General features: G+C 59.7%; 9 protein-coding genes. 7 read left to right on the top strand and 2 right to left on the bottom strand.

Features of this window, described 5'->3' with window-relative positions; genetic code table 11:
* The first annotated feature begins 166 nt into the window (after nt 1-166).
* Nucleotides 167-3,460, top strand: coding sequence for a pullulanase-type alpha-1,6-glucosidase (gene pulA, locus B8P98_RS22825; RefSeq protein WP_087805048.1), 3,294 nt, complete (start codon nt 167-169; stop codon nt 3,458-3,460).
* Between the two features lie 256 nt (nt 3,461-3,716).
* Complete coding sequence (gene gspB / locus B8P98_RS22820) at nt 3,717-4,280, top strand: type II secretion system assembly factor GspB (protein ID WP_080897877.1); 564 nt, start codon at nt 3,717-3,719, stop codon at nt 4,278-4,280.
* A 38-nt stretch (nt 4,281-4,318) separates the two neighbouring features.
* Here gspB and gspS read toward each other — a convergent pair whose 3' ends face one another.
* Nucleotides 4,319-4,693, bottom strand: a complete 375-nt coding sequence (gspS, locus tag B8P98_RS22815) for a type II secretion system pilot lipoprotein GspS (RefSeq protein ID WP_042929858.1) — start codon at nt 4,691-4,693, stop codon at nt 4,319-4,321.
* Between the two features lie 62 nt (nt 4,694-4,755).
* Complete coding sequence (locus B8P98_RS31185) at nt 4,756-4,890, bottom strand: hypothetical protein (protein ID WP_042929853.1); 135 nt, start codon at nt 4,888-4,890, stop codon at nt 4,756-4,758.
* A gap of 390 nt (nt 4,891-5,280) precedes the next feature.
* Between B8P98_RS31185 and mrcB the strand changes: the two genes are divergently transcribed.
* From mrcB to fhuB, 5 genes are all read left to right on the top strand, one after another.
* Nucleotides 5,281-7,833 (top strand): bifunctional glycosyl transferase/transpeptidase, encoded by a 2,553-nt coding sequence (mrcB, locus tag B8P98_RS22805; protein WP_080897878.1) that lies wholly within the window; start codon nt 5,281-5,283, stop codon nt 7,831-7,833.
* Nucleotides 7,834-8,067: 234 nt separating this feature from the next.
* Nucleotides 8,068-10,281 (top strand): ferrichrome porin FhuA, encoded by a 2,214-nt coding sequence (gene fhuA / locus B8P98_RS22800; protein WP_080897879.1) that lies wholly within the window; start codon nt 8,068-8,070, stop codon nt 10,279-10,281.
* A 45-nt stretch (nt 10,282-10,326) separates the two neighbouring features.
* The gene (gene fhuC, locus B8P98_RS22795) at nt 10,327-11,124 is read left to right on the top strand and encodes a Fe3+-hydroxamate ABC transporter ATP-binding protein FhuC (RefSeq protein WP_087805046.1); all 798 of its coding nucleotides are present in this window, start codon (nt 10,327-10,329) and stop codon (nt 11,122-11,124) included.
* Nucleotides 11,124-12,017, top strand: a complete 894-nt coding sequence (gene fhuD, locus B8P98_RS22790; RefSeq protein WP_095033431.1) for a Fe(3+)-hydroxamate ABC transporter substrate-binding protein FhuD — start codon at nt 11,124-11,126, stop codon at nt 12,015-12,017. Before fhuC ends, fhuD begins: the two co-directional genes overlap by 1 nt.
* The gene (fhuB, locus tag B8P98_RS22785) at nt 12,014-13,996 is read left to right on the top strand and encodes a Fe(3+)-hydroxamate ABC transporter permease FhuB (RefSeq protein WP_095033430.1); all 1,983 of its coding nucleotides are present in this window, start codon (nt 12,014-12,016) and stop codon (nt 13,994-13,996) included. Before fhuD ends, fhuB begins: the two co-directional genes overlap by 4 nt.
* The last annotated feature ends 127 nt before the right edge of the window (nt 13,997-14,123 follow it).

Here is a 14,123-nt window from a genome sequence, read left to right as displayed (position 1 = left end):
GGTCGTCATTCCCTTTATTGATTTACTCCCCCGGCTTCCTACGCCCCCCTCTCATTTTCAGGGGATGATTGCACCTGCGAAAGCAAAAATATCTAATTAGCGCGCTGTAAAAATATTCATCCTTTCTTACCTTTTATAATTTAATAAGCATATTAGGGACTATCGAATGCTCAGATATACCTGTCATGCCCTATTTCTTGGATCGTTAGTATTATTGAGTGGCTGTGATAACAGCTCTTCCTCTTCCTCTTCCTCTGGCTCACCTGGCGATCCAGGTACTCCCGGCACGCCCGACCCGCAGGATGTCGTCGTCCGTTTACCGGATGTCGCTGTCCCTGGTGAAGCGGTACAAGCTTCCGCCAATCAGGCTGTCATTCATCTTGTCGATATCGCCGGTATTACCAGCAGTACGCCGGTCGACTATGCGACGAAAAACCTCTATTTATGGAACAACGAAACCTGTGATGCGCTGAGCGCACCGGTGGCGGACTGGAATGATGTCAGTACCACGCCAACCGGCAGCGACAAATATGGCCCTTACTGGGTGATCCCGCTGACCAAAGAGAGCGGATGTATCAACGTTATCGTTCGCGATGGCACCGATAAGCTTATCGACAGCGATCTGCGCGTCTCCTTCAGTGATTTTACCGATCGCACGGTATCGGTTATCGCCGGCAACAGCGCGGTCTATGACTCCCGCGCCGACGCCTTCCGCGCCGCCTTTGGCGTGGCGCTGGCCGAGGCGCACTGGGTTGATAAATCCACCCTGCTGTGGCCGGGCGGGGAAAATAAACCGATTGTGCGTCTCTATTACAGTCACAGCAGTAAAGTCGCTGCCGACAGTAACGGCGAATTTACCGATAAATATGTCAAGCTGACCCCCACCACCATCAGCCAGCAGGTAAGCATGCGCTTCCCGCATCTCGCCAGCTATCCAGCCTTTAAGCTGCCGGATGATGTCAACGTCGATGAATTGCTGCAGGGCGAGACGGTGGCGATAGCCGCGGAAAGCGATGGGATCCTGAGCTCCGCCACCCAGGTGCAGACCGCCGGCGTGCTGGACGATACCTATGCCGCCGCCGCCGAGGCGCTGAGCTACGGCGCCCAGCTAACCGATGGCGGCGTAACCTTCCGCGTCTGGGCACCCACAGCGCAGCAGGTTGAGCTGGTGCTCTACAGCGCCGACAAGAAAGTGGTAGCCAGCCATCCGATGACCCGCGACAGCGCCTCCGGCGCCTGGTCCTGGCAGGGGGGAAGCGACCTGAAAGGCGCCTTCTACCGCTACGCGATGACGGTCTACCACCCGCAGTCGCGCAAAGTTGAGCAGTACGAAGTAACCGATCCTTACGCCCACAGTCTGTCGACCAACTCAGAGTACAGCCAGGTGGTCGATCTGAACGACAGCGCGCTGAAGCCGGAAGGCTGGGATGGGCTGACGATGCCGCACGCGCAGAAAACCAAAGCCGATCTGGCGAAAATGACGATTCATGAATCGCATATTCGCGATCTGTCTGCCTGGGATCAAACCGTACCTGCCGAACTGCGCGGTAAGTATCTGGCGCTCACCGCCCAGGAGAGCAATATGGTCCAGCATCTGAAAAAGCTGTCGGATTCAGGGGTGACCCATATTGAACTGCTGCCGGTCTTCGATCTGGCGACGGTCAATGAGTTCAGCGACAAAGTCGCCGATATTCAGCAGCCGTTCAGCCGCCTCTGTGAGGTCAACAGCGCGGTGAAGAGCAGCGAGTTCGCGGGCTATTGCGACAGCGGTTCGACGGTCGAAGAGGTGCTGACTCAGCTGAAGCAGAACGACAGCAAGGATAACCCGCAGGTGCAGGCGTTGAATACGCTGGTGGCGCAGACCGACTCCTATAACTGGGGCTACGATCCGTTCCACTACACGGTGCCGGAAGGTTCGTATGCCACCGACCCGGAAGGCACGGCGCGCATTAAAGAGTTCCGCACCATGATTCAGGCGATCAAGCAGGATCTGGGGATGAACGTTATTATGGACGTGGTGTATAACCACACCAACGCCGCCGGCCCGACTGACCGCACCTCGGTGCTGGATAAGATCGTCCCCTGGTACTATCAGCGCCTGAATGAAACCACCGGCAGCGTGGAATCGGCCACCTGTTGCTCCGACTCGGCGCCAGAGCACCGGATGTTCGCCAAGCTGATCGCTGATTCACTGGCGGTATGGACCACCGATTATAAGATCGATGGCTTCCGCTTCGATCTGATGGGCTACCACCCGAAAGCGCAGATCCTCTCGGCCTGGGAGCGCATTAAAGCGCTGAACCCGGACATTTACTTCTTTGGTGAAGGCTGGGATTCCAACCAGAGCGATCGTTTTGAAATTGCCTCGCAAATCAATCTGAAAGGCACCGGGATCGGCACGTTCTCCGATCGTCTGCGCGACGCTGTGCGCGGCGGCGGGCCGTTCGATTCCGGCGATGCATTGCGCCAGAATCAGGGGGTGGGCAGCGGCGCCGGCGTCCTGCCGAATGAGCTGACCAGCATGACCGACGATCAGGCGCGCCACCTCGCCGATCTGACCCGTCTGGGCATGGCCGGTAACCTTGCGGACTTTGTGCTGATCGACAAAGACGGCGCGGTGAAGAAAGGCAGCGAGATTGACTATAACGGCGCGCCTGGCGGCTATGCGGCTGACCCGACGGAAGTCGTGAACTATGTGTCAAAACACGACAACCAAACGCTGTGGGACATGATCAGCTATAAAGCTGCTCAGGAGGCGGATCTCGATACCCGCGTCCGGATGCAGGCGGTGTCGCTGGCGACGGTGATGCTCGGCCAGGGGATCGCCTTTGACCAGCAGGGCTCAGAGCTGCTGCGCTCTAAATCTTTTACCCGCGATTCGTATGATTCCGGTGACTGGTTTAACCGCGTGGATTACTCCCTGCAGGACAACAACTACAACGTGGGTATGCCGCGCAGCAGCGATGATGGCAGCAACTATGACATTATCGCCCGGGTGAAAGACGCGGTGGCTACTCCGGGTGAAACGGAGCTCAAGCAGATGACCGCGTTTTATCAGGAGCTGACCGCGCTGCGTAAATCGTCCCCGCTGTTTACCCTTGGCGATGGCGCGACGGTGATGAAGCGCGTGGACTTCCGCAATACCGGCGCCGATCAGCAAACCGGTCTGCTGGTGATGACCATTGATGACGGGATGCAGGCTGGGGCCAGTCTGGACAGCCGCGTCGACGGCATTGTGGTGGCGATCAACGCCGCACCGGAAAGCCGGACGTTGCAGGACTTCGCCGGAACATCGCTGCAGCTGAGCGCCATCCAGCAGGCGGCAGGCGACCGTTCGCTGGCGAGCGGCGTGCAGGTTGCCGCTGACGGCTCGGTCACGCTGCCGGCCTGGTCGGTCGCTGTTCTCGAGCTGCCACAGGGGGAATCGCAGGGCGCTGGCCTGCCGGTGAGCAGTAAATAACATAACGTGGGGCGCCCGTAAGGGCGCCTCTGGCTGATGACAAACCTGTTTCGTTATTGTGCTCGCCTTTCTGCCGGGTGGCGGCTTACGCCTTACCCGGCCTACGAAAGACTGCAATATCAAACAGTTATGCAGTTAACTGGCGGCCCGCGCAAGCGTAGCGCCGCCGGGCAATCCCTGAAGATTGCACGTTGTCAGCAGTCTGGGGTGTCCGTAAGGGCGCCTTCTCGTTATCGTGAGGGAACAGGAGACCGTTGTGATTGTTCGTGATGACAGTGAAAGAGGGCTCCCGCCGCTGGTGGCGCATCAGCCGCCGTCGGCGCTGGCTGACGCGCCGGTGATCCGCGGCCGGATGGTGCAGATCCCTGGCTGGATCCTCCCGCTGTACGCCGGATTATTTATCGCCCTCGGCTGGTTTGGCGGCGAGCAGTGGCGCCATCCGTCACCGCCGCAAACGCTGCCCTTGCCGGTAGCCCATGCGGCGCTTCTGCCGTTAACCGCCGCCGAGGATAGCGCGGCAAAAACGCCGCCACCGGCGGTTAAACTCACCCCCAGCGCGCCCGCGACGCCGGTGGTGGACAGCGATACGCTGCCGCCTCTGCGCTACAGCGCCCATGTCTACGCCTCGGTGGCGGAAAAACGCAGCATTGTGTTAAACGGCAAAGCGTGGTCGGAGGGCGATTCCCCGCTGCCCAATCTGGTGGTGGAGCAGATCCAGCAGGATGTGACGATCTTCAGCTTCAACGGCGTGACCTTTACCCTGGCGGCGCTGGAGGACTGGCCCGGCGGAAAAATTGACGAGGAACCGAAAGGGGAATAAAAGCGCGCACAATAACAGGCGCGTTGAGGATATTTCGCTTAGTCGCCGCGCAGGCTGGCAATAAAGGGAGCCAGCTGGCGATTAAATTGACTGCACTGCGTGGCTTCCGGAGTGCTGTCCTGTAAAAGCTGTTGGTAAAGCCGGTCGCTATTTTGGCTTAACGTCGCCACGTCAATATTTCCCCATCCGCGCGCTTTACCGACATTCACCGCCGCCCGATATATCGTTTCATCGGCGGGGAGATCGCTACGATTACATTTATTCTTGAGATAGCGCGTTCCTGCCGCCACGGACGAGAGCTGCTCCAGCTGCGCCTGGCTGCTGATGGCCGGGCTGAGCGTTGAGGCGGGTTTTTGTTGGCAGCCAGAGAGAAGGGCTACCACGCAAAGCGGAAATATAAGCGGAATACGCATCATAGAGTAATCAAAATAATGAATCACTGGCCGCTAGTTTAACAAATATTTCCCCGGTGTCATCATAAAATATTATTCTGCATAAATGTTAACAGCCTCTCATTTTTATCAGCGGAAAGCCGCTTAATCGACTTTACTTCTTTCAATAATAAACGTTGGCCCCGGGAAAATATATTTTCATCCGCGGATGATGCCACTGCGTTGACCGGAAGGGATCACGCCGTTTTTTATGTTATTAAAAAACATACTCTTTCCCATCTTGTTACGTGCGCAGGCGGTAAAATGCTGGTTAAGAATGTCGCATTTTAGTGCTATCCTGTATGCCCTGAACATTACGTGCTATGTTCTGACTTATTCTGCTGATGATGCGTTTAACACAATGATTTTATGGTGAATTTTTATTGTTAGTATCATGTGACACGAAGCAAACCAACCCCCTGAAAGGCTGGCGGCGCGTTCTGCCAGCCAGCAGGTTGTCGTCCGAAGGATAAGCAGCCTGGACGTTAATTTGAGAGATTTCTTCTTCCTCTGAACAGAGGAAGTATTGAGAATCAGGCCTTTGCGCCTGAACGTTGCGGAGAAAAAGCATGGCGGGAGATGACCGCGAGCCTATCGGACGTAAGGGAAGACCCTCACGTCCGGCAAAACAAAAAGTCACCCGTCGCCGGGTTCGGGAAGAGGACTACGACGACGAATATGATGACGATGATTATGAGGATGAGAAACCGGTGCCGCGAAAATCTAAAGGCAAAGGGGGCAAGCCTCGTCGGAAGCGCAGCTGGCTGTGGCTGCTGGTTAAGCTGGGGATTGTCTTCGCGGTGCTGATTGCCGCCTATGGCGTCTACCTCGATCAGAAAATCCGCAGTCGCATTGACGGTAAAGTCTGGGAGCTGCCGGCCGCGGTCTATGGCCGGATGGTGAACCTTGAGCCGGACATGCAGATCAGCAAAAACGAAATGGTGCGTCTGCTGAACGCCACCCAGTATCGTCAGGTCAGCGCGATGACGCGTCCGGGCGAATACACCGTGCAGGCTAACAGCATCGAGATGATCCGTCGTCCGTTTGATTTCCCGGACAGTAAAGAAGGGCAGGTGCGCGCGCGTCTGACCTTCGACGGCGACCATCTGGAAACTATCGAGAATATGGATAATAACCGCCAGTTCGGTTTCTTCCGTCTCGATCCGCGGCTTATCACCATGCTGCAATCGCCGAACGGCGAGCAGCGCCTGTTCGTGAAGCGCAGCGGCTTCCCCGACCTGCTGGTGGATACCCTGCTGGCGACCGAAGACCGCCACTTCTACGAGCACGATGGCATCAGCCTCTATTCCATCGGCCGTGCGGTGCTGGCGAACCTGACGGCGGGCCGGACGGTGCAGGGGGCGAGTACCCTGACTCAGCAGCTGGTGAAAAACCTGTTCCTCTCCAGCGAACGCTCCTACTGGCGTAAAGCCAATGAAGCGTATATGGCGCTGATCGTCGATGCCCGCTACAGCAAGGATCGCATCCTTGAGCTGTATATGAACGAGGTGTACCTCGGTCAGAGCGGCGATAACGAAATTCGCGGCTTCCCGCTGGCCAGTCTGTACTACTTTGGCCGTCCGGTGGAAGAGCTGAGCCTCGATCAGCAGGCGCTGCTGGTGGGGATGGTGAAGGGGGCCTCGGTATATAACCCGTGGCGCAACCCGAAGCTGGCCCTGGAGCGACGCAATCTGGTGCTGCGTCTGCTGCAACAGCAGCAGGTTATCGACCAGGAGCTGTACGATATGCTGAGCGCCCGTCCGCTGGGCGTGCAGCCGCGCGGTGGGGTGATTTCACCGCAGCCGGCGTTTATGCAGATGGTGCGCCAGGAGCTGCAGGCGAAGCTGGGCGATAAAGTCAAAGATCTCTCCGGCGTGAAGATCTTCACTACCTTCGACTCGGTGGCCCAGGATGCGGCGGAAAAAGCGGCCTCCGAAGGGATCCCGGTACTGAAGAAACAGCGCAAACTGGCAGATCTGGAAACCGCCATGGTGGTGGTGGACCGCTTTACCGGCGAAGTGCGGGCGATGGTCGGCGGCGCGGAGCCACAGTTCGCGGGGTACAACCGCGCGATGCAGGCCCGCCGGTCGATTGGTTCTCTGGCTAAGCCAGCAACCTATCTGACCGCGCTGAGCCAGCCGAATCAATATCGCCTGAATACCTGGATCGCCGATGCGCCGGTGACCATTCGCCTGTCCAACGGCCAGACGTGGTCGCCGCAGAACGACGATCGTCGCTTCAGCGGCCAGGTCATGCTGGTGGATGCCCTGACCCGCTCGATGAACGTGCCGACGGTTAACCTCGGGATGGCGCTGGGCTTGCCGGCGGTGGTTGATACCTGGACGAAGCTGGGGGCGCCGAAGAATCAGCTTAACGCGGTGCCGTCGATGCTGCTGGGTGCGCTGAACCTGACACCGATTGAAGTGGCCCAGGCCTTCCAGACGATCGCCAGCGGTGGTAACCGTGCGCCGCTGTCCGCCCTGCGGTCAGTAATTGCTGAAGATGGTACCGTGCTCTATCAGAGCTATCCACAGGCAGAGCGCGCCGTGCCTGCCCAGGCGGCTTACATGACGCTGTGGACCATGCAGCAGGTGGTGCAGCGCGGGACGGGGCGTCAGCTGGGCGCGAAGTATCCTGGCCTGCATCTGGCGGGGAAAACCGGGACCACCAACAATAACGTCGATACCTGGTTCGCCGGCATCGACGGTAGCCAGGTGACTATCACCTGGGTGGGACGCGATAACAACCAGCCGACCAAACTGTACGGCGCCAGCGGTGCGATGTCGATTTACCAGCGCTATCTGGCGAACCAGACGCCGACGCCGCTGGTATTGACGGCGCCGGAAGATGTCGTCGACATGGGCGTGGACAGTAATGGCAACTTCGTCTGCAGCGGCGGTATGCGTTCGCTGCCGGTCTGGACCACGCAGCCGGATGCGCTGTGTCGTCAGGGCGAGATGATGCAGCAGCAGCAGTTGCAGCAGCAGGAAGCGAACAACCCGTTCAATCAGTCCGGGCAGCAGCAGCCGCAGCAACAACAACAGCAGCAACAGCCGCCGAAGCAGCAGGAAAAGAGCGACGGTGTGGCGGGCTGGATCAAGGATATGTTCGGCAGCAACTGATTCGCGTCGTCTGACCAGACCCCTTAATACGAAAGTATTAAGGGGTTTTTTTATCCCTGTAAAAAACTTAACCGCTCTTTAACCCCATAATAACTATCTGGTTATTAATTCGGCCTTTGGTCCGACCCGACAGGCATATCGCTTGCCTTGCCTTCAACGTTTCGCCTATTATATCGCCCGTCATAATAATAATTCTCGTTTACGTTATCATTCACTTTCATCAGAGATATACCCATGGCGCGTCCAAAAACTGCTCAGCCAAATCACTCGCTGCGTAAAGTCGCAGTTGTAGTAGCCACGGCGGTTAGCGGCATGTCTGTCTACGCACAGGCAGCAGAACAACCGAAGCAAGAAGAAACTATCACCGTCGTCGCGGCCCCGACCGCCCAGGAAAGCGCCTGGGGACCGGCGCCGACCATTGCGGCAAAACGCTCTGCCACGGCGACCAAAACCGATACCCCGATCGAAAAAACGCCGCAGTCTGTCTCGGTGGTAACGCGCCAGGAGATGGAGATGCGCCAGCCGACGACGGTAAAAGAGGCGCTCTCCTATACGCCAAGCGTCTTCTCCACCCGCGGCAGTTCAACTACCTATGATGTGGTCACCATCCGCGGCTTCACCACTTCGTCGACCGTCAATACCAACCAGTATCTGGATGGCATGAAGCTGCAGGGTAACAACTACTCTGAAGTCTCCATGGACCCGTATTTCCTGGAACGCGTGGAAGTGATGCGCGGGCCAACCTCGGTGCTGTACGGCAACAGCAACCCGGGCGGTATCGTCAGTATGGTCAGCAAGCGCCCGACTACCGAGCCGCTGAAAGAAGTGCAGTTCAAGATGGGCACCGACAATCTGTGGCAGACTGGGTTTGACTTCAGCGACGCCATTGACGATGCCGGCGTCTGGTCCTATCGCCTGACCGGCCTGGGACGCAGCCAGGATGCGCAGCAGCAAATGGCGAAATCGACCCGCTACGCGGTGGCGCCATCTTTTAGCTGGCGCCCCGATGATAAAACCGATTTCACCTTCCTGAGCAACTTCCAGAATGACCCGTACGCGGGCTACTACGGCTGGTTGCCGCGCGAAGGCACCGTGGTGCCGTATTACGATGCCAACGGTAAAGCGCACAAGCTGCCGACCGATTTCAACGAAGGCGAGTCCGATAACAAAATGGCGCGTCGCCAGCAGATGGTGGGCTATAGCTTCTCCCATCAGTTCGATGACACCTTTACCGTGCGTCAGAACCTGCGCTATGCCGATGTGCATACGCTGTATCGTTCGGTATACGGCAACGGCTATGTCGCGCCGGGCTACATGAATCGCGCCTACGTACGTTCTGATGAGCACCTGAACACCTTTACCGTTGATACGCAACTGCAGTCTGATTTCGCCACCGGCGCGGTCAGCCATACGCTGCTGACCGGGGTGGACTACTCGCGGATGCGTAACGACGTTGACGCAGACTACGGTACGGCCGATGCCATTAGCATGACCAATCCGCAGTACGGCAACCCGAATATTCAGGTCACTTTCCCGTACGCGGTCCTTAACCGTATGGAGCAGACGGGCCTGTACGCGCAGGATCAGATGGAGTGGGATAAGTGGGTCATGACCCTGGGCGGCCGTTACGATTACGCCACCACCTCAACATTAACTCGCTCCAGTAACAGCCTGGCGGAGAATCACGACCAGCAGTTCAGCTGGCGCGGCGGGATCAACTATCTCTTTGATAACGGCATCTCCCCGTACTTTAGCTACAGCGAATCGTTTGAACCGGTATCGGGTTCCAATAGCACCGGCAAACCGTTCGATCCGTCGCGCGGTAAGCAGTATGAAGCCGGCGTGAAATACGTGCCGAAAGATATGCCGGTGGTGGTGACCGCGGCGGTCTATCAGTTGACCAAAGATAAGAACCTGACGGCAGATCCTAACGATCCTACCGGACTGTTCAGCGTACAAACCGGCGAAATCCGCTCCCGCGGCTTTGAGCTGGAGGCGAAAGCGGCGGTTAATGCCAATATCAACCTGACCGCGGCTTACAGCTATACCGATGCCGAATACACTCACGACACCGTCTTCGAAGGCAAGCGTCCGGCGGAAGTGCCGCGTAACATGGCCTCCCTGTGGGGGGATTATACCTTCCACGAAACCGCGCTCAGCGGTCTGACGGTAGGTGCCGGGGCGCGTTATATCGGTTCAACGGTCAGTTACTACAAAAATGACACCAGCACCGGTAAGAAAAACGATTCCTTCAATGTGGCCGGTTATGCGCTGATGGATGCGACAGTGAAATACGATCTGGCGCGCTTCGGCCTGCCGGGGTCTTCGGTCGGCGTCAACGTCAACAACCTGTTTGACCGCGACTATGTCTCCAGCTGCTATAGCGAATACGCCTGCTACTGGGGCGCCGGACGCCAGGTCGTCGCTACCGCAACCTTCCGTTTCTAACCACCTACGGGCGCGGTTCGCCGCGCCCTCTACCAGGTTACCGCTATGCAGGAACAGACTCCGCACGCTGAAACCACCTTCGCACTGGATCGTGTCACTTTCCGTGTGCCTGGCCGCACATTGCTTCATCCGCTCTCGCTCACCTTCCCGGCTGGAAAAGTCACCGGCCTGATCGGCCATAATGGCTCCGGCAAATCCACATTACTGAAAATGCTCGGCCGCCATCAGCCGCCTTCCGCAGGCGAGGTGCTGCTGGATGGCCAGCCGCTGGAGAGCTGGAGCAGTAAAGCTTTTGCCCGTAAAGTAGCCTATCTGCCGCAGCAGCTGCCGCCGGCGGAAGGCATGACGGTGCGTGAGCTGGTGGCGATAGGCCGCTACCCGTGGCACGGCGCGCTGGGGCGCTTCGGCGCGGCAGACCGCGAAAAAGTGGAAGAGGCGATTGCGCTGGTGGGGCTGAAGCCGCTCGCCCATCGGCTGGTGGACAGTCTTTCCGGCGGTGAACGCCAGCGGGCGTGGATTGCCATGCTGGTAGCCCAGGACAGCCGCTGTCTGCTGCTCGATGAACCGACCTCGGCGCTGGATATCGCCCATCAGGTCGATGTCCTCGCGCTGGTGCATCGTCTCAGCCAGCAGCGTGGCCTGACGGTGATCGCGGTGCTGCATGACATTAATATGGCGGCGCGCTACTGCGACCATCTGGTGGCCCTGCGCGGCGGAGAAATGATCGCCCAGGGGACGCCAGCGGAACTGATGCGCAGCGACACCCTGGAGCAGATCTACGGCATCCCGATGGGGATCCTGCCGCACCCGGCCGGCGCGGCGCCGGTAAGCTTTGTCTATTAATGATGAACCCGACTTTGATAACCCGACGCCGCCTGTTGACCGCGATGGCGCTGTCGCCGCTGCTGTGGCAGATGCGCGGCGCGCAGGCGGCCGACGTCGATCCGCAGCGCGTCGTCGCGCTGGAGTGGCTGCCCGCGGAGCTGCTGCTGGCGCTCGGCGTGACGCCCTACGGCGTGGCCGATATTCCCAACTATCGCTTGTGGGTGAACGAACCCGCGCTGCCCGACTCGGTGATCGATGTTGGTCTGCGCACCGAACCCAACCTTGAACTGCTGACGCAGATGAAACCGTCGTTTATCGTCTGGTCGGCAGGCTATGGCCCATCGCCGGAAAAGCTGGCGCGTATTGCGCCCGGCCGCGGCTTCACCTTCAGCGACGGCAAACGGCCGCTGGCGATGGCCCAGCGTTCGCTGCTGGAGATGGCTGACCTGCTGGGTAAGCAACAGCAGGCGAAGCGCCACCTGGCGGCGTTCGACGCGCTAATGGAGAGCCTGCGCCCGCGTTTTGCCGGGCGCGGCGATCGCTCTCTGCTGATGATCTCCCTGCTCGATCCGCGCCACGTGCTGGTATTCGGTGAGAACTGCCTGTTCCAGGAGGTGCTTGACCGCTTTGGCATTCAAAACGCCTGGCGCGGCGAAGCGGCATTCTGGGGCAGCGTCACCGTCGGTATTGATCGGCTGGCGGCATTTAACGAGGCCGATGTGATCTGTTTCGATCATGGCAACGATCGGGAGATGGCCCAGCTGTTGGCGACCCCGCTGTGGCAGGCGATGCCGTTCGTGCGCGCGGGGCGTTTCCAGCGGGTTCCGGCGGTGTGGTTCTATGGCGCGACGCTGTCGGCGATGCATTTCGCCCGCGTGCTGGCCGATGCGCAGGGGAGGGCGGCGATATGAACGCGCGTCTCTCGCCGTTAGCCATTCTCCTGCTGACCGGGCTGCTGGTTGCCGCTTTCGCGCTGAGCATCGTCAACCTCAATGTCGCTTTACCTTACGCGCAATGGCGTCAGGCGCTGTGGCAGCCGGATATCGATAATATCGCCCAGATGCTGTTCCATTACAGCCTGCTGCCGAGGCTGGCTGTCGCGCTGCTGGTCGGCGCCGGGCTGGGACTCGTCGGCGTGCTGTTCCAGCAGGTGCTGCGTAATCCGCTGGCGGAGCCGACCACCCTTGGCGTCGCCACCGGCGCGCAGCTGGGGATAACCGTCACCACCCTGTGGGCCATCCCCGGCGTGCTGGCGTCGCAGTTCGCCGCGCTGGCCGGGGCCTGTCTGGTGGGCGCGCTGGTATTTGGCGTCTCGTGGGGCAAGCGCTTGTCGCCGGTAACGCTGATCCTGGCCGGCCTGGTGGTCAGCCTTTACTGTGGGGCGCTTAACCAGCTGATGGTGATTTTCCATCACGACCAACTGCAGAGCATGTTCCTGTGGAGCACCGGGACGCTGACGCAAACCGACTGGAGCGTGGTGCAGCGCCTGTGGCCGCAGCTGCTTGGCGGGGCAATACTCATCTTGCTGCTGCTGCGTCCGCTGACCCTGATGGGGCTCGATGACGGGGTGGCGCGTAACCTCGGGCTGGCGCTTTCTCTGGCGCGCCTTGGCGCCCTGACGCTGGCGATCGTCATCAGCGCGCTGCTGGTGAACGCGGTCGGCATTATCGGCTTTATCGGCCTGTTCGCGCCGCTGCTGGCGAAAATGCTTGGCGCCCGTCGGCTGCTGGCGCGGCTGCTGCTGGCGGCGCTGATCGGCGCGCTGCTCCTGTGGCTTTCGGATCAGATTATCCTCTGGCTGAGCCGGGTGTGGCGGGAAGTCTCCACCGGCTCGGTCACCGCGTTGATTGGCGCGCCGCTCCTGCTGTGGCTGCTGCCGCGGCTGCGCAGCATCAGCGCCCCGGTGATGAACGGCGGCGATAAAGTGTTGCCGGAGCGTTATCACGTGCAATGGTTTGCTCTCGGTGGCGTCGTGTTGTTGCTGCTGGCGGTGAGCGTAGCGCTGGCTTTTGGCCGCGATGCTCACGGCTGGCTGTGGGCTCATGGCGATCTGCTGGAGCAACTGCTGCCCTGGCGCTGGCCGCGGGTGCTGTCGGCGCTGTTCGCCGGGGTCATGCTGGCGGTCGCTGGCTGCATTATCCAGCGCCTGACCGGCAACCCGATGGCCAGCCCGGAAGTGCTGGGCATTAGCTCCGGCGCCGCCTTTGGCGTGGTGCTGATGCTGTTTTTCGTGCCTGGCGACGCCTTTGGCTGGCTGCTGCCAGCCGGCAGCCTTGGCGCGGCGGCCACGTTGCTGATTATTCTGCTGGCCGCCGGGCGCGGCGGTTTCTCGCCGCACCGGATGTTGCTGGCGGGGATGGCGCTCAGTACCGCTTTCACCATGCTGTTGATGATGCTGCAGGCCAGCGGCGATCCGCGTATGGCGCAGATCCTGACGTGGATCGCGGGGTCGACCTATAGCGCGACGCCGGAGAGGGTCGTGCGCAGCGGCGCAGTAATGCTGGTGCTACTGGCGCTGGCGCCGCTCTGCCGCCGCTGGTTAACCATTCTGCCGCTGGGTGGGGAGGCGGCGCGAGCGGTAGGGATGGCGCTGACGTCATCGCGGATCATTCTGCTGCTGCTGGCGGCCTGTCTGACGGCGGCGGCGACGCTGACCATCGGCCCGCTGAGCTTTGTCGGCCTGATGGCGCCGCATATCGCGCGCATGATGGGCTTCCGGCGAACGCTGCCGCATATGGTGATCTCCGGCCTGACCGGCGGTGTGCTGCTGGTCTTTGCCGACTGGTGCGGACGGATGATGATGTTCCCGTACCAGATCCCGGCGGGGCTGCTGTCGACCTTTATCGGCGCGCCGTACTTTATTTATTTGCTGAGAAAGCAGAGTCGCTAACGATCCTGGATGGCTTCAACATCCCCGGTGGCGCTGGCGCTTACCGGGGCTACAGCGCTGTGCGATTTGGTAGCCCGATGTGATGGACACCTCCCACCTTACGGCATCAAAGTGCCAGACTGAGGTG

Origin of the sequence: Klebsiella quasivariicola (genome assembly GCF_002269255.1) — a bacterium.
In the GTDB taxonomy this organism is placed as follows: domain Bacteria; phylum Pseudomonadota; class Gammaproteobacteria; order Enterobacterales; family Enterobacteriaceae; genus Klebsiella; species Klebsiella quasivariicola.
This window is presented reverse-complemented; position numbering and strand designations above follow the sequence as displayed.